28 protein-coding genes are annotated in these 19,072 nt (G+C 36.5%); 4 read left to right on the top strand and 24 right to left on the bottom strand.

Translation table 11 applies throughout. From position 1 onward, the window contains the following. Positions 1-3: 3 nt before the first annotated feature. Positions 4-1,119, top strand: coding sequence for a HupE/UreJ family protein (locus tag CIB95_RS14895; protein WP_233144160.1), 1,116 nt, complete (start codon positions 4-6; stop codon positions 1,117-1,119). 47 nt (positions 1,120-1,166) lie between these two features. Here the strand turns inward: CIB95_RS14895 and CIB95_RS14890 are convergent, their stop codons facing one another. The 3 genes from CIB95_RS14890 to CIB95_RS14880 are packed head-to-tail and all read right to left on the bottom strand — an operon-like array spanning position 1,167 to position 3,599. After that, entirely contained in the window at positions 1,167-1,661 is a 495-nt protein-coding gene (locus CIB95_RS14890) for a hypothetical protein (protein ID WP_094926460.1), read from the bottom strand. A 28-nt stretch (positions 1,662-1,689) separates the two neighbouring features. Continuing rightward, complete coding sequence (locus CIB95_RS14885; protein WP_094926459.1) at positions 1,690-2,898, bottom strand: ABC transporter permease; 1,209 nt, start codon at positions 2,896-2,898, stop codon at positions 1,690-1,692. Then, the gene (locus CIB95_RS14880; protein WP_094926457.1) at positions 2,895-3,599 is read right to left on the bottom strand and encodes an ABC transporter ATP-binding protein; all 705 of its coding nucleotides are present in this window, start codon (positions 3,597-3,599) and stop codon (positions 2,895-2,897) included. The genes CIB95_RS14885 and CIB95_RS14880 overlap by 4 nt, the downstream gene beginning before the upstream one ends. Positions 3,600-3,740: 141 nt before the next feature. Here CIB95_RS14880 and CIB95_RS14875 point away from each other — a divergent pair, with 141 nt between their 5' ends. Both CIB95_RS14875 and CIB95_RS14870 read left to right on the top strand, forming a co-directional pair. Then, positions 3,741-4,313, top strand: coding sequence for a hypothetical protein (locus CIB95_RS14875; protein ID WP_094926455.1), 573 nt, complete (start codon positions 3,741-3,743; stop codon positions 4,311-4,313). A 128-nt stretch (positions 4,314-4,441) separates the two neighbouring features. After that, positions 4,442-5,680 carry an NADH:flavin oxidoreductase/NADH oxidase family protein gene (locus CIB95_RS14870; protein WP_094926454.1) on the top strand — a complete coding sequence of 413 codons (1,239 nt, stop codon included), beginning with the start codon at positions 4,442-4,444 and terminating at the stop codon, positions 5,678-5,680. A 62-nt stretch (positions 5,681-5,742) separates the two neighbouring features. Here CIB95_RS14870 and CIB95_RS14865 read toward each other — a convergent pair whose 3' ends face one another. The 3 genes from CIB95_RS14865 to CIB95_RS14855 form a co-directional block, all read right to left on the bottom strand. Continuing rightward, positions 5,743-5,928, bottom strand: coding sequence for a CDGSH iron-sulfur domain-containing protein (locus CIB95_RS14865; RefSeq protein WP_094926452.1), 186 nt, complete (start codon positions 5,926-5,928; stop codon positions 5,743-5,745). Positions 5,929-5,950: 22 nt separating this feature from the next. Next, positions 5,951-6,364, bottom strand: a complete 414-nt coding sequence (locus tag CIB95_RS14860; RefSeq protein WP_094926450.1) for a DoxX family protein — start codon at positions 6,362-6,364, stop codon at positions 5,951-5,953. A gap of 89 nt (positions 6,365-6,453) precedes the next feature. Beyond that, positions 6,454-7,221, bottom strand: coding sequence for a DODA-type extradiol aromatic ring-opening family dioxygenase (locus CIB95_RS14855; protein WP_094926448.1), 768 nt, complete (start codon positions 7,219-7,221; stop codon positions 6,454-6,456). A gap of 187 nt (positions 7,222-7,408) precedes the next feature. Here CIB95_RS14855 and CIB95_RS14850 point away from each other — a divergent pair, with 187 nt between their 5' ends. Further along, complete coding sequence (locus CIB95_RS14850) at positions 7,409-7,687, top strand: winged helix-turn-helix transcriptional regulator (RefSeq protein ID WP_332893421.1); 279 nt, start codon at positions 7,409-7,411, stop codon at positions 7,685-7,687. Positions 7,688-7,770: 83 nt separating this feature from the next. Here the strand turns inward: CIB95_RS14850 and CIB95_RS14845 are convergent, their stop codons facing one another. The 18 genes from CIB95_RS14845 to rplO all read right to left on the bottom strand — a co-directional run bounded on the left by CIB95_RS14845 (position 7,771) and on the right by rplO (position 19,060). Beyond that, positions 7,771-8,328: a DNA-3-methyladenine glycosylase I gene (locus tag CIB95_RS14845; RefSeq protein WP_094926446.1), complete on the bottom strand. Its 558-nt coding sequence runs from the start codon at positions 8,326-8,328 to the stop codon at positions 7,771-7,773. A 154-nt stretch (positions 8,329-8,482) separates the two neighbouring features. Continuing rightward, a complete protein-coding gene (rpsI, locus tag CIB95_RS14840; protein ID WP_094926444.1) occupies positions 8,483-8,878 on the bottom strand; it encodes a 30S ribosomal protein S9 in 396 nt (131 codons plus the stop codon). A gap of 19 nt (positions 8,879-8,897) precedes the next feature. After that, entirely contained in the window at positions 8,898-9,335 is a 438-nt protein-coding gene (gene rplM, locus CIB95_RS14835) for a 50S ribosomal protein L13 (RefSeq protein WP_094926442.1), read from the bottom strand. Positions 9,336-9,514: 179 nt separating this feature from the next. Beyond that, on the bottom strand, positions 9,515-10,255 hold the full coding sequence (gene truA, locus CIB95_RS14830) for a tRNA pseudouridine(38-40) synthase TruA (RefSeq protein ID WP_094926440.1): 741 nt from the start codon (positions 10,253-10,255) through the stop codon (positions 9,515-9,517). Positions 10,256-10,264: 9 nt separating this feature from the next. Further along, positions 10,265-11,059 (bottom strand): energy-coupling factor transporter transmembrane component T family protein, encoded by a 795-nt coding sequence (locus CIB95_RS14825; RefSeq protein ID WP_094926438.1) that lies wholly within the window; start codon positions 11,057-11,059, stop codon positions 10,265-10,267. Positions 11,060-11,063: 4 nt separating this feature from the next. Then, complete coding sequence (locus tag CIB95_RS14820; RefSeq protein ID WP_094926437.1) at positions 11,064-11,927, bottom strand: energy-coupling factor transporter ATPase; 864 nt, start codon at positions 11,925-11,927, stop codon at positions 11,064-11,066. Continuing rightward, the gene (locus CIB95_RS14815; protein WP_094926435.1) at positions 11,912-12,733 is read right to left on the bottom strand and encodes an energy-coupling factor transporter ATPase; all 822 of its coding nucleotides are present in this window, start codon (positions 12,731-12,733) and stop codon (positions 11,912-11,914) included. The genes CIB95_RS14820 and CIB95_RS14815 overlap by 16 nt, the downstream gene beginning before the upstream one ends. Positions 12,734-12,838: 105 nt before the next feature. Further along, a complete protein-coding gene (gene rplQ, locus CIB95_RS14810) occupies positions 12,839-13,201 on the bottom strand; it encodes a 50S ribosomal protein L17 (RefSeq protein WP_094926434.1) in 363 nt (120 codons plus the stop codon). Positions 13,202-13,251: 50 nt separating this feature from the next. Further along, positions 13,252-14,196: a DNA-directed RNA polymerase subunit alpha gene (locus CIB95_RS14805; protein ID WP_094926432.1), complete on the bottom strand. Its 945-nt coding sequence runs from the start codon at positions 14,194-14,196 to the stop codon at positions 13,252-13,254. Between the two features lie 183 nt (positions 14,197-14,379). Continuing rightward, entirely contained in the window at positions 14,380-14,769 is a 390-nt protein-coding gene (gene rpsK / locus CIB95_RS14800) for a 30S ribosomal protein S11 (protein WP_094926431.1), read from the bottom strand. 18 nt (positions 14,770-14,787) lie between these two features. Next, positions 14,788-15,153 (bottom strand): 30S ribosomal protein S13, encoded by a 366-nt coding sequence (gene rpsM / locus CIB95_RS14795; protein WP_094926429.1) that lies wholly within the window; start codon positions 15,151-15,153, stop codon positions 14,788-14,790. Positions 15,154-15,174: 21 nt separating this feature from the next. Then, entirely contained in the window at positions 15,175-15,288 is a 114-nt protein-coding gene (rpmJ, locus tag CIB95_RS14790; protein WP_003156543.1) for a 50S ribosomal protein L36, read from the bottom strand. Positions 15,289-15,318: 30 nt separating this feature from the next. Beyond that, positions 15,319-15,537, bottom strand: a complete 219-nt coding sequence (gene infA, locus CIB95_RS14785) for a translation initiation factor IF-1 (RefSeq protein WP_094926428.1) — start codon at positions 15,535-15,537, stop codon at positions 15,319-15,321. Then, positions 15,530-15,853 (bottom strand): KOW domain-containing RNA-binding protein, encoded by a 324-nt coding sequence (locus tag CIB95_RS14780; RefSeq protein WP_233144159.1) that lies wholly within the window; start codon positions 15,851-15,853, stop codon positions 15,530-15,532. Before CIB95_RS14780 ends, infA begins: the two co-directional genes overlap by 8 nt. Before the next feature lie 15 nt (positions 15,854-15,868). After that, a complete protein-coding gene (gene map, locus CIB95_RS14775; RefSeq protein WP_094926425.1) occupies positions 15,869-16,615 on the bottom strand; it encodes a type I methionyl aminopeptidase in 747 nt (248 codons plus the stop codon). Beyond that, positions 16,612-17,262 (bottom strand): adenylate kinase, encoded by a 651-nt coding sequence (locus CIB95_RS14770; RefSeq protein ID WP_094926423.1) that lies wholly within the window; start codon positions 17,260-17,262, stop codon positions 16,612-16,614. The genes map and CIB95_RS14770 overlap by 4 nt, the downstream gene beginning before the upstream one ends. A 71-nt stretch (positions 17,263-17,333) precedes the next feature. After that, positions 17,334-18,620: a preprotein translocase subunit SecY gene (secY, locus tag CIB95_RS14765; RefSeq protein ID WP_094926421.1), complete on the bottom strand. Its 1,287-nt coding sequence runs from the start codon at positions 18,618-18,620 to the stop codon at positions 17,334-17,336. Beyond that, the gene (rplO, locus tag CIB95_RS14760; protein ID WP_094926419.1) at positions 18,620-19,060 is read right to left on the bottom strand and encodes a 50S ribosomal protein L15; all 441 of its coding nucleotides are present in this window, start codon (positions 19,058-19,060) and stop codon (positions 18,620-18,622) included. Before rplO ends, secY begins: the two co-directional genes overlap by 1 nt. Positions 19,061-19,072: the final 12 nt, after the last annotated feature.

Raw genomic sequence — 19,072 nt, 5'->3', positions numbered from 1 at the left:
CTTTTGTCTATTAATTTACTGAAATATATTGCTGTCATGATAACAAGTTTTTTTCTTTTTTTAACAACTGCTTCACTTCATACTTTTGCTCACCCGCTGAGTGCTAGTTATGGGGAACTACTTATTGAAGATGAAAATATTCATTTGTCTTTTTCTATCGATGAATTGTCTGTCATTGAGTCCGTTTCTGCTGACCAGAATGGGGATGAAAAACTTGATGAGGAAGAATTAAAAGAAGCGCAATATGCCATTACTGATTGGGTGACTGTTAATCTGCAAGTGACAGTTAACAATGTAGCGAAGCGGCCAAACATAACTAGTATGTTTACTGAAAAGCGTGGAGATAAGATGGTAGTTTCGTTTGAAATCGACTATCCCATAGATTCTGGAACTAAAACAATTCAATTAACAGATCATTTTTACTATAAGTCTCCTGATAAAACTTCATATACTCATTTTTTAGTAGTTAAACATAAAGAAGAAATTAACGAATATTTACTAAAGGGAGAAAATCGTTCTTTATCATTAGAAGTAAAAGAGGAAACTTCTGGAAAAGAAATTGTTAACACTGAGGCAAAGGCAGCCTGGCTCCAATTTTTAATTCTAGGGATGGAACATATCCTCACTGGTTTTGATCACTTATTATTCTTATTAGCGCTATTACTTGCTAGACAAAAATTTAAAGATTACTTAAAAGTTGTTACATCTTTCACTATTGCTCATAGTATTACTTTAACACTTGGATATCTAGGGTTCATTTCTATTCCATCATGGATTGTAGAAGCAATTATTGCTTTGAGTATTGTTTATGTCGCAGTAGAAAATATCTTCCGCAAAACTGTCCATCATCGTTGGACGTTAACTTTTCTTTTTGGTCTAATTCATGGGCTTGGTTTTGCAGGGTTGTTAATGGAGATGGATATTCCTAAGGGGCATTTAACAGTTTCGTTATTTAGCTTTAATGTTGGGATTGAAATCATTCAAATTGTTTTAGTAGCTTTAGTTTTACCAGCATTAATTTTCCTACAAAGAAAAGCTAATTATTTACTCATTATGAAAGGGACATCTATAGCCCTTGCGATCATTGGTTTCTTTTGGTTTATCGAACGAATTTTATAATTTCACCTATAATAAAACCTCGAAAGCAAAACTTTCGAGGTTTTTTGTTATCTAGGTTGATAGATTTGAATTGATTCTGCTTTTATACGAAATAAACTAATTAACCCTGTTGCCTCATCAACTTCTTCTCCAACTTCAAGCGTTCCATAAACCCAAAGCCCATCTTCTGTATATGGCACTTCCTCTCCATTAGGAGGATAGATAGCAATTGCTTCTAAATATTTTGGGTTATCCGCTGAACAAAACGGACATGCCGCTCCTTGTGTTGGTACTAAGTAAATGAAACGATTATCGATAGGTGTAAGCTCAGTCATATAGCCCATAATCCCTACCTTTTTCCCATTTAAACTTTGCATTTTTTCAGTAATTTGACCATCACCAGAATCTGATTTTGTAAAAAAATCTTCAAAAGTAATTTCTGTTAATATAGCACTTTCTTTTTCTTCAGTTGTTTCTTTCTTTTCAGCAACGTCCGTTCCACAACCTGCTAAAAGAATCGCACTAAGAGTGGTGGCTAAAAGTAAGAGTATTGTTTTTTTCATGATGCGCTCCTTTGAAATTAATTTTTTACTATGCTTGCTTTCGGCCGATATCCCTATTAAAAAGGAACAGTGTCGGTATGAAAGATATGATTAATGCTAAAAGAAAAATTGATACACCCACATAGATGATATTGCTTGAAATAATAAACGTAGGCATTGCAAAGCCTAAATACATTTTACTATATGTCCCAACGAGAAAGACAATTGTTTGTGAAAGAAAATAGCCCATACTTGTTCCAATTAATGATACAAATGACATTTCTATTAATATGTTAGTTGCTATTTTATACCTAGGTACTCCTAGTGACCTTAGTATCATCGTTTCTCCTCTTCGTTGATTCATTGAACCAAGCACAGCAAAAACAATAAATAAAACTGCCATAAAAATCGAAATTGTCGCTAGTAACATTGCGATTTGTTTACCAATACTAAATGTTTCTAGCAATTGTCTAAACATAATGACTGGATAGACAGCTTGCATTTCATTTTTTTTATCTATTTCCTCTTTTAACCCCGGAGCAAACCCAAGCATTTGGGGCTTGACTAGAATTGCGGTAACTTCTTTTTCATCCTCGTGCTCTTCCGTATGTGCCTCTTCACCTGTTTCTTCTTCATGAGCATGCCATACGCTTTCAATTGATGTGAAAATACCTTTATCATCAGCACTTCCAACTGGTTCCAAGATACCAGTAACAATATACTCCATTTCGTCGTGTTCATTATTTCCTTCAAAGCCATGGCTACTATGGAAATGATCTCCAACTTGTAAGTCTAATTCTCTAGCAACGCTCGCACCAATAACTACTTCATAGGTAGATTTAAAATATGATCCTTCTGCGAGTGAAAAGCGCTCTTGTAACCCTTCACGAAACGGCTGAAAAAATTCCAACGTCGTCCCGATAACTGGATATGACTCGTAAGAATCGCCAAGGGCAATAGGAACAACCCGGAGTACTCTTTCATCATCTCGAAGTTCCTCATAAAGTGAATATGGAACATTACCGAGCGGTTTATCAAAATATAATAGACTATTTAACGTTAATTGCATCGGGCTACCTTCAGCACCAACAACAATATCATAAGAACCAGCTTGATCCTTAATGCCCTTATCTAATCCTTCAAAAATCATCATGACAGAAAAGACTAGTGCCGCTGCAATCATAATAGCAATTGCTGTAAATATCGTATTCGTTTTCCTGCCAAGAATACTTTTAAGTGAAAATTTTATTATATTCATTTTGTTACCTCATTTAACATCTTTGCGTATATTTCATTAAGGTTATCCATCTTCTCTACTCTAGCAAACTCATTTGCAACTGTTGGATCATGCGTAACTAATAGGAGTGTCGTTTTTTCTTCTGTACAGATTTCTTTTAGAAGGGCGACGACTTCCATTCCAGATTTCACATCTAAACTACTAGTTGGCTCGTCCACTAACAGCAACTTTGGTTTGTGTAAAAGTGCTCTTGCAATCGCTACTCGTTGTTGTTCCCCTTTTGATAATAACGAAACTTTCGAGTGTTTACGGTGGGCTAAACCTAACTTTTGTAACAATCGTTCTGCTTTTTCTTTCGCTTCTCTTCCCGAAAACTTAGTAGAAGCTAGATTCTGTATTAATATATTTTCCATGGCACTCATATAAGGAAATAATTGAAACTCTTGAAAAACAATTCCGATATGATTTCCTCGAAACCTATCGCGCTGCTTTTCTGATAACTGCGATAGTTCTTCGTTAAAAATAGTTATCCGACCTGACGAAGGCTTTTCTAATCCTGCAAGCAAATGCAAAAGAGTAGTTTTCCCTGAGCCGCTCGGTCCCATTAAAACAACTTGTTCTCCTTTGTTCACTTTAAATGTTTCTACTTTCAAGATCATTTCTTGTTTTTCAAGGTTAGTAACGATTTTCTTTACATGTTCACATTGAATTGCAACTTCCATTTTCCGAACACCTCTTTAACAATTATCTAACTTTTATCTTACCATCATTGCATATTTTGGAAAGAATTATTTTTTTAGAAGGATTTTCCAAACGCGTAAAGAATAGAATACTAGTAACATGGACGTTTAGGAGGATATTTTATGAAGAATAAAATCATTTGTATAACTATCTTCGCTCTCTTTCTTAGTATCGGAAATGTTGTTTACAGTGCTATTAAAGACGATCCAACGGCAATTTCAGTGCAAAAGATGCCATTAATAACTAAGGAACAAATCATTAACAAAGATCGTGTTATACTTCCGATTGTTTCTGGAGTAACTTCTGATGGAGTAATTACAGAGGAAAACGAACCTAATGCAGACAGTTTCACTTTAAATTCAAACCCAGATCCTTACTTTAAAGCGAACATCGGCAAAGTAGATTATAAAAACTTTAAGGTAAATGACATTATTAGCTTTGAATCATTAAAGAAAAATAATGGGAAACTTAAACTAGCAAAAGTAATGACATATAGTATGTATCAGCAAATGTATAGTCCAGATTCGATTAGTCATGATATTTCACCTAATCGCATGATCTATGTTGTACAGATTCATTACCCCGATGGCTTCCACCACGCAAAGGTTGGACTAATTAAAAATTGTCTTGTTACAGGGTTGTACGATATTGAAACTGCGCAGGTATTAGAAAGTGATTTTGAAAGATTAGACTAGTTAACCAGTTGGAATTGTCCAGCTGGTTTTTTTATTAGTAACAAAATACTTTATAATGGCGTTACAAAGGTTATTTTCACCATGTCATACAAATACGGCTAATACATTATCTAAGAGGAGTTAATAAATTGAACAGGATATCGATATTAGAAAAGCCACTTATTTTACAAAACGGGATCACTATTAAGAATAGATTTTTCAAATCAGCGATGAGCGAAGCATTAGGATCAAAAAGCCATCAACCAACCGCTTCTTTAATTACTTTATATCGAACATGGGCAGAAGGTGGTGTCGGTCTATCGGTGACAGGGAATGTCATGATTGATAGTCAGGCACTAGGTGAACCTGGAAATGTCGTCGTTGAAGATGAACGCGACCTAGATATGCTTAAAAACTGGGCAAAAGCCGGGACAGAAAACGAAACGCAGCTTTGGATGCAAATTAATCATCCTGGGAAGCAATCACCAAAGATGATAAGTAATGAACCAGTTGCTCCGAGTAGTATTCCTTTGACTGGGAAATTGCAGAACTTCTTTAACACCCCACGGGCTCTTACGGAAGAAGAAATTAAAGACCTTATTAAGCGCTTTGGGAATTCCGCACGCATTGCAAAAAAAGCCGGTTTTACAGGTGTGCAAATTCACGCAGCCCACGGCTATTTAATTAACCAATTTTTATCGCCTTACCACAATCAAAGGAACGATCAATGGGGAGGCCCGCTAGAAAATAGAATGCGCTTTGTTTTAGAAGTTTATCATGAGATTCGTGAACAAGTCGGAGATGCATTTCCAATAGGAATTAAACTGAATTCTGCAGACTTTCAACGTGGAGGCTTTACTGAAGAAGAATCAATGGAAGTAGTAAAAAAACTCTCTGAAGTTGGCATCGACTTAATTGAGATTTCTGGTGGTAACTATGAGCAACCAGCGATGATGGGCTCGTCTAAAAAAGAGAGTACTAAAAAGCGAGAAGCTTACTTCCTCCATTACGCAGAAAAAGTAAGAACGCTGATTAACACTCCTTTAGTCGTTACCGGGGGATTTCGAACAGTTTCTGCCATGAACGAAGCAATCGAATGTGGCGCTGTCGATATGATAGGAATTGCTAGACCTTTTACATTAATACCCGATTTACCTAATAAAGTTTTTAATGGTACATATGAACCATTACAAGATAAGCCGATTAAAACTGGTCTCTCCTTGATAGATAACAATTTACCGATCATTGAGATGGGATGGTATGGTCAGCAATTAAAAAGAATGGGGCAAGGAAAAGCACCTAAACCTAATCTCAGTCCGTGGTCGACATTATTGCACGTCCTCACGAGCCAAGGAAAATATGCTTTTCAAAAGAAAAGAGGGCTGTGAGTAATCTTACAAATATAAAGAATGGACAAGTCGTTATTAATGTCCATTCTTTGTTTATTTGCTTATCCTCTAACTTCACTTTCAAATTTATCTTTATGTGCTCCATTACAATATGGCTTATTTGCGGAAAGACCACAGCGACAAAGGAATACCGTGTCCTTCGTATCCATCTCTTTTCCTTCCCCATCATGCAATGTAACGCCAATCACCTGCAATGGACCATTATCTAAAATTTTGATTTCTGCCATGTTAGCTTTCACCTCCTTTATTTTAATGATTTGAAACTGGAGTAATCTTTTCGTTTTCACTAAAAAGCTTGCTCTCCATTGCAAACATTCTACTACCACTTACTACTAAAGCTATCGCCATCGCAAGTAATGCTATATCTAACTCATACCCACCTAAAAATCCAGCAGATAATTTCGCTGTTACGATTGCTCCCACCATGACACTTCCGGTTATAAAAGCTGCAACTCTAGTACCTAACCCTAAAATTAATGCGATTCCTCCAAATAATTCAATGAAAGCTACCACATAAGCTAATGATCCAAATAAGCCGATACTTTCAAACCAGCCCGCTACATTTGTAAGGCCCATCTCAAACTTTGCAATTCCGTGAAGTACAAATGTTACGCCCAATACTAAGCGAATTACTAATAAGCTTATTTCATAATTATTTTTCATTTTCCTATCCCCTCTTATTATATATTGTTAGTTAGTTACTTTTAGTAACTATTTAGTTAAAAAAATATACCTACTACTAGTAGCTATATTTAAAACTGAAAAATAATATGACTTAATGTTGCATATTGATAGCTATGATGCATGACTTTCGGTTTTTCTTTAACATCACCGCTACCTAAAGCAATAAAAAGTGGAACGATATGTTCTGCCCTCGGTACGGCAAGTTGTGCATGTGGCGCTAACTTATCGTAATTAAATAATTGCTCATACTTTCTTTCTCTCACTTGTTCAATAATCCACTCATCGAATTCAGTTGCCCATTTTTCTGGATATGATTGCCCCCATTTAATTAAACCTAAGTTATGGGAAATCCCACCACTACCAATTACTAATATATTTTCATTTGCTAATTCTCTTAGCGCTGCGCCAATTGAAAATTGTTCTTTTGGAGACAAATCAGGGTTAACGGAAACTTGGACGATAGGAATATTAACTTCTGGATACATATGCTTTAAAATAACCCATGATCCATGGTCAAGACCCCTTACTCCATCTTGGTCCGATTCAATATTATGATCATTTAATAATCGCTCAACTTTTGCTGCAACTTCAACCGAGCCACTAGCAGGATATGTTACGTTGTGGAGCTCTTCTGAAAAACCACCAAAATCATGAATTGTATCGTATTTATCTTCTTTAAATGAAATTGTCGTAACTCGCTTTTCCCAATGCGCTGTAAATAAAACAATAGCCTTTGGATTATGCAATGAACCGATTTTAGATAGAATGTCAGTATATTCATTCTTTTCAATTGCTAATGTTGGTGACCCATGACTAATGAAAAAAGATGGCACTATAAATTCCTCCTTTTATATTTTTTATTATCACTTCACTTACTTTTCGTAAGTTAGTATATAATAATAATTATAGGTGCGTCAAGCGCAAATTTTATATTGTAAAATACCAATTAGTTATAACAAGTTGTATAATATAGCTAGTGAGGTGATTCGTATGCAAAACCTTTGACCAAAGATTGAAAAGGCCTTGCAGTTGCTAGGCAAGCGATGGACTGGATTAATTATTTATCAACTCTTATCAGGACCACAACGTTTCTCTGAAATCGATGCAGCTCTTCCAGTTAGCGGAAGACTATTATCAGAGCGATTAAAGGAACTTGAAGTCGAAGAAATTGTAACTCGAGAAATTTATCCCGAAGTTCCTGTACGGGTAGAATATTCATTAACAGAAAAAGGTCGTCAGTTAGAGCCTATTTTTACTGAATTACAAAAGTGGTCTGATCAATGGGTAGAAACTAGTAAATAGGACTAACCAGCCCTATTACTATTAATTTAAAATAAAGACAGGTGATATTTTTTCACCTGTCTTTATTAGTATCTTCCTTTTTCTCAACTCTCACTTTTTCTAAAGCAAGAATCGATATGGTCATTCACTAAACCGACACCTTGCAAATAAGCATAAATAATTGTACTACCTACGAACTTAAATCCACGTTTCTTTAAATCTTTACTTAGCTTATCACTTAGGTCTGTTTTAGCTGGTAATTCGTTTATAGTTGTCCAGTTATTTATTATTGGTTGATTATTTACATACTCCCAAAGAAACTTACTAAATGATCCAAACTCTTTTTGAATTTCGATAAAAGCTTTCGCATTCGTAATAGTAGAATTTATTTTAAGCTTGTTTCTAACAATACCCTTATTTTCTAACAAGCTTTGTACCTTTTCTTCGTCATAGTTAGCTATCTTTTTTACGTCAAAATTATCAAATGCCGCTTTATAATTTTCTCTTTTTTTCAAAATAGTTATCCAGCTTAGCCCTGCCTGTGCCCCTTCTAATGTTAACATTTCGAAAAGAAGCCGATCATCATAAACAGGCACTCCCCATTCCTCGTCATGGTATTTCACATATATTTCTTCGCTAGTTGACCACTCACATCGTTTCATAAGTCACTCTCCTATCTATTAAATATATCATTTAATATTTAATAATATATAAGGATAGCTGGATTAATTAGATTCCTCTAAATGCATTTTTACTAATTAAACGCAAAAAAAGACCCCCAACCATATAGGTTGAGAGTCTTGAATAAGCGATAGATTAACGTTTTGAGAACTGAGGAGCACGACGTGCACCTTTAAGACCGTATTTCTTACGCTCTTTCATACGTGCGTCACGAGTTAAGAATCCAGCACGCTTTAATGAAGCGCGGTATTCAGGATCAACTTCTAATAAAGCACGAGAAATTCCGTGACGGATTGCACCAACTTGACCAGTGTATCCACCACCATCAACGTTTACTAATACGTCGTATTTACCAAATGTATCAGTTTCAGTTAATGGTTGCTTAACGATTTCCATTAAAGCTGGTAAGTTAGGAAAATATTCATTAAAGTCAGCGCCGTTAATAATGAAGCGTCCGTCACCAGGTACTAAACGTACACGAGCTACAGAGCTTTTACGACGGCCTGTGCCGTAATATTGTACTTGAGCCAAAGCGATTACCTCCTTTTAATTAACCACGAAGTGTGTAAACTTCTGGGTTTTGTGCTTGATGCTTGTGTTCAGAACCAACGTATACATTTAACTTTTTAGCCATTTGACGTCCTAGGCTACCTTTTGGAAGCATCCCTTTAACAGCTAATTCGATTAAACGCTCTGGGAACTTTTGAAGTAACTCTTGAGCAGTTTGTTGCTTTAATCCACCTGGGTGTCCACTGTGGCGATAGTAAACTTTATCAGACCACTTTTTACCTGTTAAATGAATTTTCTCCGCGTTGATGATGATCACGTGATCTCCAGTGTCAACGTGTGGAGTGAATGTTGGTTTATGCTTACCACGTAAAACAGATGCTACTTCACTTGCTAAACGACCTAATGTTTGGCCCTCTGCATCGATAACATACCATTTACGATCAACTGTGCTAGCGTTTGCCATGAATGTTGTACGCAATGTGTTTCCCTCCTCAAATAATAATAAACTTTATATACGTTTTACGTAATTGTTGTTATTTATTAAAACACTTTCCGGGGTAGAAGTGAATTAAAGAAATACCATAACATATAATATAATAGTGCATAGGTAATGTCAAGGGAAAATGATACACTGGCTAAGTTGTTATATTTTTTTCTTTACGAATAGAAAACTTCCCATAAATATAAACCTTGTGCTGGCGCAGTTCTACCTGCTTTTGCTCTGTTTTTCGCTTCAATTATTTCTTTCATCTCGGAAACTTTTATTTTCCCATTACCAACCTCTAAAAGAGTCCCAACTAAGATTCGCACCATATTATATAAAAATCCATTCCCTTTAAAAGATATCGTTAGCTCATTATCTTTCTTGCTAATTAGGATGCTATAAATTGTTCTTACTTTATCTTTAACATCTGTATTAGCTGCGCAAAAAGAAGAATAGTCATGTGTACCCACTAATAGATTAGCCGCTTCCTCCATCCTTTTTATATCAAGCTCGTATGGGTAATGATACATATATTTTCTTTGAAAGACATTCGGATCTTTACTTAGTAATATTTTATAGCGATATTCCTTGCCAGTAGTTGAAAAGCGGGCATGGAATTCGTCCTCTACGTCTTCTGCATTGCTAACGTGAATATCATCAGGTAATAGGGCATTTAGAGCTTTTTTCCACGCTTCGATTGGAAGGATTAAATTCGAGTCAAAATGACATACTTGACCGATTGCATGGACTCCTGCATCTGTTCTTCCAGAAGACGTTACTTTTATATCGTAGCCTTTGTGCATTTTCCTTAAAGCATCTTCAAGTTCTAATTGAACAGTTCGCTTATTTGGTTGAACTTGATATCCTGAAAATGCTGATCCATCATAACTAATAGTGATCCTTATTCTGCTCATATGTGACTCCTAGTAAGTTTTAAATATCGCTAATACAATTGCTAGTAGGGCCGTTATAATGAGCGCAGCGCTATCCGCAAGCGTCCACAGCGACGTCCTATATTTTGTTCTTCCACCACTACCATTATACCCTCTTGCTTCCATTGCTATAGCTAAATCATCTGCTCTTTTAAATGCACCGATAAATAGTGGAATAAATAAAGGTATTAACGCATTAAATCTGTCTTTCATTGAACCAGAAGTAAAAGATGCTCCTCTAGCAGATTGTGCTTTTATGATCCGTTCGGTTTCTTTTATCATTGTTGGGATGAAACGAAGTGAAATTGCCATCATTAAAGCAAGTTCATGCACAGGTAGGTTAAACCTTTTTAAAGGCTTTAATAACCTTTCAATCCCATCTGTAATCTCTAGTGGCGTACTCGTCAATGTTAACAGTGATGCCATCGTAAAAATATATAGTAAGCGTAGTGCTACTATAATACCGTTATATAAACTTTGTTCATGGATATTGTAATGCATAAATGATGCGATTACCTTTCCTTCTTCAGTCGAAAATATATGGATGATAAATGTAATTAAGCTAATGAGAATAATAGGCAAAATGCCACGAAATATATATGAGAGATTAATGCGAGTAAGAAATACTGTGAAGAGGATAAATAAAGATAATAATATGTTTGTAATAAAATTGTTGGCTAAAAAAACAATAAAAACAAAGACAAATGTAAAAATAACTTTAGAACGAGCATCTAGTTTGTGAATGACCGATTTTCCAGGTACATATTGCCCTATGATTACATTCATGTTGTTACTCCTTATTTAAAGAAACACGTTGAATATAGTTTGCAGCTTCTTCAATTGTTAATCCTTTAAACTGCATTTTTCTATTTGTACGCTCATCAAATTTTTTCATAAATGAAATTGTTTCAGGTATATCTAAATGAGCATTAGCAATAAACTTATCATTATAGAAAAGATTTTGCGGAGATTCTGCTGCAATTAACTTTCCATCTTGCATCACGAAAACTTTCTCAGCAAATTTTGCGACATCTTCCATTTGATGCGTAACTAAAATAATCGTTGTTTGCTTTTCTTTATTTAGTTTCGCAAACAATTCCATAACTTCTTTTCGTCCAGTACTATCGAGACCTGCGGTAGGTTCGTCTAATATTAACACTTCTGGTTTAAGCGCCAAAATAGATGCTATAGCTACCCTTCTCATCTGACCACCGCTTAAGTGGAACGGCGAAACTTGAAAAAACTCTTTTTTTATTCCTACAAGTGCAAGTGCTTCGTGCGCACGTTTTTTTGCAAGATTCATTGTGTAGCCAAAATTAAGTAACCCAAATAACACTTCTTTTTCTACTGTTTCTTCAAAAAGTTGTTGTTCAGGATTTTGAAACACATAACCTACCTTTTCACGTAAAGGCTTTAACTTTCTTTTTTTCGTTTTAGAAGTAAGTATAAAGTCGCCTACTTGAATTGAACCTTCGCTAGGAAGTAGTAAACCGTTTATATGTTGTACTAAAGTAGATTTTCCTGAACCAGTTTGTCCAACTACTGCAACATATTGACCTTTTTCAATATTTACAGAAACATTATGTAATGCCTTTCTTTCAAAAGGACTATTTTGCTCATAGATATGTGAGATGTTATTTATATTAATTTGCATAAATCATCAATCAATTCCTCATGAGTTAGGTGTTGTTCTCTTAGCGGAATCCCCCTGCTTTTTAATAACTGTTTCAATTGAACAGTAAAAGGAGCATCGAGATAATTATTTTCGGTTAGAAAAAGTTTGGTTGGGCTACCATCAAAGACAATATTCCCATCCTTAAATTGAATAATTCTTTCAGCAAAAAGCAATTCATTCACATCATGTGTTATAGAAATAATAGTAATGCCTTCACGATGTAAGTCTTGCATTAATGAGATTAACTGTATTCTCCCCTTCGGATCAAGCATTGATGAAGCTTCATCAAAAATAATGATCTTAGGTGATAATGCGATAATACCAGCTATTGCTACTCGTTGCTTTTGCCCACCGGATAACCGATGTGGCTCAATCTCTTTAAATGGTAACATATCGACTTTTGTTAAGCTCTCATTAACCTTTTTTAACATCATTTCCCGTGAAATACCTGCATTTTCTAATCCAAATGCAACGTCATCTTCCACTGTTGCCCCAATAAACTGGTTATCTGGATTTTGAAATACCATTCCTACTTCTCTGCGAATGTTTATTAAGTTAGCTTCATTTGCTGTAGAAAGTCCAATTACATTCACTATACCTTCACTAGGAAGATATAAGCCATTTAACAATTTGGCGAAAGTAGATTTCCCTGAGCCATTCGGTCCAATAACGGAAACCCACTCGCCTTCTTTAATTGTTAAGTTAATATTTTCTAACGTCCATTCTTGGCCATCATTGTGACGAAAAAATACATCTGATAAAGAAATACATGTGTCTAAATGCATATGTTTTTTCTTACCCTTCCTTTATTTATTCACCAGGAAATAATAAAAAAAGGGCACAGAAGCAGATCTCGTCGATGCTGTCCCGCCCTTTTCGCAAGTACTTAATTAAACAAGTTCGATGATTACCATTGGTGCACCGTCTCCGCGACGAGGACCAACTTTTAAAATGCGTGTGTATCCGCCTTGACGCTCTTCATAACGAGGAGCGATATCGTCGAATAACTTAGCAAGTGTGCGCTCACCAGTTTCTTCATTTGATACTTCATTACGAATGTAAGATGCAGCTTGACGACGTGCGTGTAAATCTCCACGCTTACCTAATGTAATCATTTTTTCAGCGATACGACGAACTTCTTTCGCTCTAGCTTCAGTAGTTTCGATGCGCTCGTTGATGAACAAATCAGAAACTAAATCACGAAGCATAGCTTTACGGATAGCACTCGTACGGCCTAATTTAGCGTAACCCATGAACATTTCCCTCCTTTTAAGTAAATTATTTTTTGAAAGTTATAGAGGAATTAATCTTCTTTACGTAACGATAAGTTTAATTCTTCAAGCTTAACTTTAACTTCTTCTAAGGATTTACGTCCTAAGTTGCGTACCTTCATCATATCTTCTTCCGTTTTTTGAGCAAGCTCTTGAACGGTATTTAATCCAGCACGTTTTAAACAGTTATAAGAACGTACGGAAAGATCAAGTTCTTCAATTGTCATTTCTAACACTTTTTCTTTTTGATCTTCTTCTTTTTCAACCATAATTTCAGCATTTTGTGCTTCATCAGTTAAGCCAACAAAAATATTTAAATGTTCTGTAATAATCTTTGCTGCTAATGAAACTGCTTCCTCTGGTGAAATGCTTCCGTCTGTCCATACATCGAGGGTGAGTTTATCATAATTTGAGACTTGACCAACACGAGTATTTTCAACTTGATAAGTCACACGAGAAATTGGTGTGAAAATAGAATCAATAGGAATAACGCCAATTGGCTGGTCATCATGCTTGTTGTCATCAGAAGGCTTGTATCCTCTACCGCGCTTAGCAGTTAAACGCATTCTTAGAGTAGCACCTTTTGCCAATGTAGCAATGTGTAATTCTGGATTTAAAATTTCTACATCACTATCATGGTTGATGTCAGCAGCAGTAACAACACCTTCTTCACTAACGTCAATTTCTAATGTCTTTTCTTCATCTGAGTAAATTTTCATTGCTAACTTTTTCAAGTTAAGAATCATTGAAGTTACGTCTTCAGAGACACCTTCAATTGTAGAAAATTCATGCAGTACTCCTTCAATTTGAACAGCAGTAACTGCAGCACCAGGTAAAGATGATAATAAAATACGACGAAGTGAGTTTCCTAAAGAAGTTCCATAACCACGCTCAAGTGGTTCAACAACGAATTTCCCATAAGTGCGATCTTCACTTATTTCAACTGTTTCAATCTTCGGCTTTTCGATTTCTATCATTGAACAAACCCTCCTTCAAAACGTCGAGACAACGGCTAGTACCATACTAACCGATATTCCCCATAAGGTACCTAAGACCTTATTTTAGTGGTTCATATAATTGGGTACAAATAAACGAACTATATCATATCCCATTATAGACATGATAACAAATTTTATACCGTTTTTTTCCACTCTGAGAGATTATACGCGACGACGTTTCGGCGGACGGCATCCATTATGAGGAACTGGTGTTACATCACGAATTGCTGTAACTTCTAGTCCTGCTGCTTGTAAAGCACGAATTGCTGCTTCACGTCCAGCACCAGGGCCTTTTACAGAAACTTCAATTGTTTTCATACCATTTTCCATAGCAATCTTTGCAGTTGTTTCTGCAGCCATTTGTGCAGCGAATGGTGTAGACTTACGAGAACCTCTGAAGCCTAAAGCACCAGCACTTGACCAAGAAATTGCATTACCATGTACGTCTGTAATTGTAACAAGTGTGTTGTTGAAAGTAGAGCGAATATGTGCAATACCAGCTTCTACATTCTTTTTCACGCGGCGTTTGCGTGTATTAGTTTTACGAGCCACTGTTTGTAACCTCCTTTACTATTTCTTCTTATTAGCTACAGTACGACGAGGACCTTTACGTGTACGAGCATTGTTTTTAGAGTTTTGACCACGAACTGGTAAACTACGACGGTGGCGGATACCACGGTAGCTTCCAATTTCGATAAGACGCTTAATGTTTAATGATACTTCACGACGAAGATCACCTTCAACTTTGTAGCTGTCTAAAATTTCACGGATTTTTCCTAATTCATCTTCTGTTAAGTCACGAACGCGAGTATCTTCAGAAACACCAGCTTCTGCTAATACTTTTTGTGCTGTTGTTTTACCAATACCAAAGATATAAGTTAAAGAAATAACAACACGTTTGTCGCGCGGAACGTCAACACCAGCAATACGAGCCATTTATTCGCACCTCCTTATTTATTAACCTTGTTTTTGCTTATGCTTAGGGTTTTCACAAATTACCATTACTTTACCTTTACGGCGAATAACTTTGCATTTTTCACAAATCGGTTTAACTGATGGTCTTACTTTCATTTTCCTAACCTCCCTATATACGGAGTACTTTTATTTATATCGATACGTGATGCGACCACGTGTCAAGTCGTACGGAGATAGTTCAACTGTTACTTTATCACCAGGTAAAATGCGAATAAAATGCATGCGGATTTTGCCTGAAACATGTGCCATTACAACATGACCATTTTCCAGCTCTACTTTAAACATCGCATTTGGTAAAGCTTCAACGACGGAACCCTCTATTTCAATTACCTCATCCTTAGCCATCGATGTGCTCTCCCTTCTTCCATTCAAGTAGTTGCTCGTTTACAAACTTCGATACTGCAAAGCGCAGCTTTCCATTTGTAACACGACCTGTTTCTTTAATACTGTTTTCAACTTCCGGAGATATATAGTTAAACAGTTCTAGATGATTAATGTTCTTCTTTTTTGGAGAATCATACTTTCGTTTATCTCCATCAGCAATAAGTACGAACCTTTCGTCTATAACCCCGATAATAACACTATATTGATCTGTCTCTCTACCTTTAAGGTTTTTAACAAGTTGACCAATATTCGGTGCCGAGTCTGATTCACTAGCCAAAAATATCACCTTCATCTAGGCCTTTGTCAAAATTTCAAAGCCTGTTTCCGTAATAGCAATTGTATGTTCAAAGTGAGCACACATTTTACCATCTGTGGTAACTACTGTCCAATTATCCGGTAAAGTTTTTACATAACGTCTCCCTGCATTAACCATTGGTTCAATCGCTAATACCATGCCTGGCTTCAGACGCGGTCCTCTTCCAGGTGGTCCATAATGAGGAATTTGAGGATCTTCATGCAATTCCTGCCCAACTCCATGACCTACATATTCTCTTACAACAGAAAAACCATTAGCCTCAACTAATTGTTGTATTGCATGGGAAATGTTTGTCAGACGTTCTCCAGGTTTTGCTTCCTCTAACCCTTTATATAACGACTCTTCAGTAACATCTAAAAGCTTTTGGCTTTCTTCGGAAATGTTCCCTACACCATATGTCCAAGCAGAATCGCCATGATAGCCATTATACTTTGCGCCGATATCAATACTGATTATATCACCGTCTTTTAAAACACGGTCACCCGGAATACCATGAACAAGTTCTTCATTAACTGAAGCACAAATGCTACCAGTAAAACCGTTATAACCTTTAAAAGATGGAATAGCATCATTTTGTCTAATAAACTCTTCAGCAATTTGATCGAGCTCTTTAGTCGTTATGCCAGGCTTAACATAAGGCTGTAATTTTTCATGCGTAAGGGCGACAATCTTTCCTGCATGACGCATGATTTCTATTTCGCGCGGTGTTTTACATATGATCATTGCTTTCCTCCGAAGAGGTTTTGCAAATCACTAAACACTTTATCTATCTCTTGATCGCCATCAATGTTTTTTAAATAACCTTTCTCTTCATAAAAGTCGAGAAGAGGTTTTGTTTGCTGCAAATATACTTCTAGACGACGTCCAACCGTTTCTTCATTATCATCTGGACGTTGATATAGCTCTCCTCCACATTTGTCGCAAGTTCCTTCTTGCTTCGGTGGATTAAAGAATAAGTGATATGTTGCACCACAAGATTTGCAAATGCGTCTTCCTGTTAAGCGCTCCATTAAATTATCCTTTGGCACATCAATGTTAACAGCGAAATCTAAAGGTCGATTTAGTTCGTCTAAAATACTTTCAAGTGCATCTGCTTGAGCAACCGTACGAGGAAACCCATCTAACAGAAACCCTTTTTCACAATCTTTTTCACCTAAACGTTCTTGAACAATACCGATTGTAACTTCATCAGGGACAAGGTTACCAGCATCCATAAACGATTTAGCTTTTAGACCTAATTCAGTACCGCCTTTAATCGCAGCACGGAACATGTCTCCAGTTGATATATGTGGGATACCGTATTTTTCAACGATTCTTTCAGCCTGAGTACCTTTACCAGCACCAGGAGCTCCCATTAGTACTAACTTCATGTTATCCCTCCACTATGTCGGGGCTATCATTGAGGTGATAGGGAAGAATACTTCTCCCCTGTTTCCTCTATTTATTTAAGAAAGCCTTTGTAGTGACGTTTCACAAGTTGACTTTCAATTTGCTTCATTGTTTCCAGAGCAACACCTACAACGATTAGTAAACTAGTTCCACCGATTTGAACTGCTGGTGGTAATCCAGCAAACTTTATGAAAAAGATCGGTAATACTGATACTGCCGCTAAGAATACCGCACCAACAAATGTTAAACGATATAAAACTTTAGTAATAAACGCTTGTGTATTTTGGCCAGGACGAATTCCTGGAATATAGCTTCCTTGTTTCTTTAAGTTTTCTGCCATTTGTTCAGGGTTTACTTGAATAAATGTGTAGAAATAAGTAAAGGCAACGATTAATGCTACATATACCACCATACCAATTGGTTGCGTGTAATCAAAAGTATTTATAATCCAAGTTGTAACATTGTTTTCACCGAAAAAGCGTGCAACTGTCGGTGGTGTGATAATAAAGGAAACCGCGAAGATTACCGGAATTACCCCTGCCGCGTTGACTTTTAACGGTAAGTGAGTTGAACGTCCTCCATTAGGGTTGCGTCCAGCTGTTTGCTTTGCATATTGAATTGCAATTTTACGAACTGCTTGTTGTACATAAATTACACCAACAGTTACTAAGATGATTGCAAGTACAATTAAAGCTACAGTGATGATGCTGATGAATAGATCTTCACCTGCACCTCTTAACTGAGTTTCATATAGCTGACCAACTGCTGTTGGAATAGCTGCTACGATACCAGCAAAGATAATGATTGAGATACCGTTACCTACACCTTTAGCTGTAATTTGTTCTCCTAGCCACATTAAGAATGCAGTACCTGCAGTTAGGACTAAAGCAATTAGTAAGTAAGTACCAATGCTTTCGTTCTTAATTAGACCCGGGAATAAATTGTTAAAGCCGATAGACATACCAATTGCTTGGATAAAACCTAAAACAATTGTTCCGTAACGAGTAAATTGAGCTAATTTACGTCTCCCTACTTCGCCTTCCTTAGACCATTGAGTAAACTTTGGCACAACATCCATTTGTAACAATTGAATGATGATTGAAGCTGTGATGTATGGCATAATTCCCATTGCAAAGATAGAGAAACGTTGGAGTGCTCCTCCTCCGAATGTATTTAACATATCGAAAGCACCCATATTAGTGAAATCGATAGCATCTTTATTGATTTGAGGAACTGGAATGTAAGTTCCAATTTTAAATACAACTAACATTAATAGTGTGAATACGACCTTTTGTCGAATGTCACCAACGCGCATAATATTGGAGATTGTTCTGAACATTAGATCACCTCAGTTTTTCCGCCAGCTGCTTCAATCGCTTCTTTTGCAGAAGCGCTGAATTTATGAGCTTTGACAGTAAGTTTTACTTCTAGCTTACCGCTTCCTAAAACTTTTAAACCGCTCTGTAACTTGCTGATAACACCAGCTTCTAATAATAATTCAGGTGTAATTTCTGTTCCCTCTTCGAATCGGTTTAACGTTTCGATGTTCACAATTGCATAATCCTTACGGTTAATGTTAGTGAAACCACGTTTAGGTAGACGTTGGAATAAAGGAGTTTGACCACCTTCAAATCCTAGACGTACACCACCACCAGAACGGGATTTTTGACCCTTCTGACCACGTCCACTAGTTTTTCCGTTTCCTGAACCAGGGCCGCGACCAACTCTGTTACGAGTTTTACGAGAACCTTCAGCAGGTTTTAAGTCGTGTAATTTCATTTCGGCACCTCC

Origin of the sequence: Lottiidibacillus patelloidae (genome assembly GCF_002262935.1) — a bacterium.
Classification (GTDB): Bacteria; Bacillota; Bacilli; order Bacillales; family SA5d-4; genus Lottiidibacillus; species Lottiidibacillus patelloidae.
Note: the sequence above shows the minus strand (reverse complement) of the source record. Positions and strands in the feature narration are given on the sequence as shown.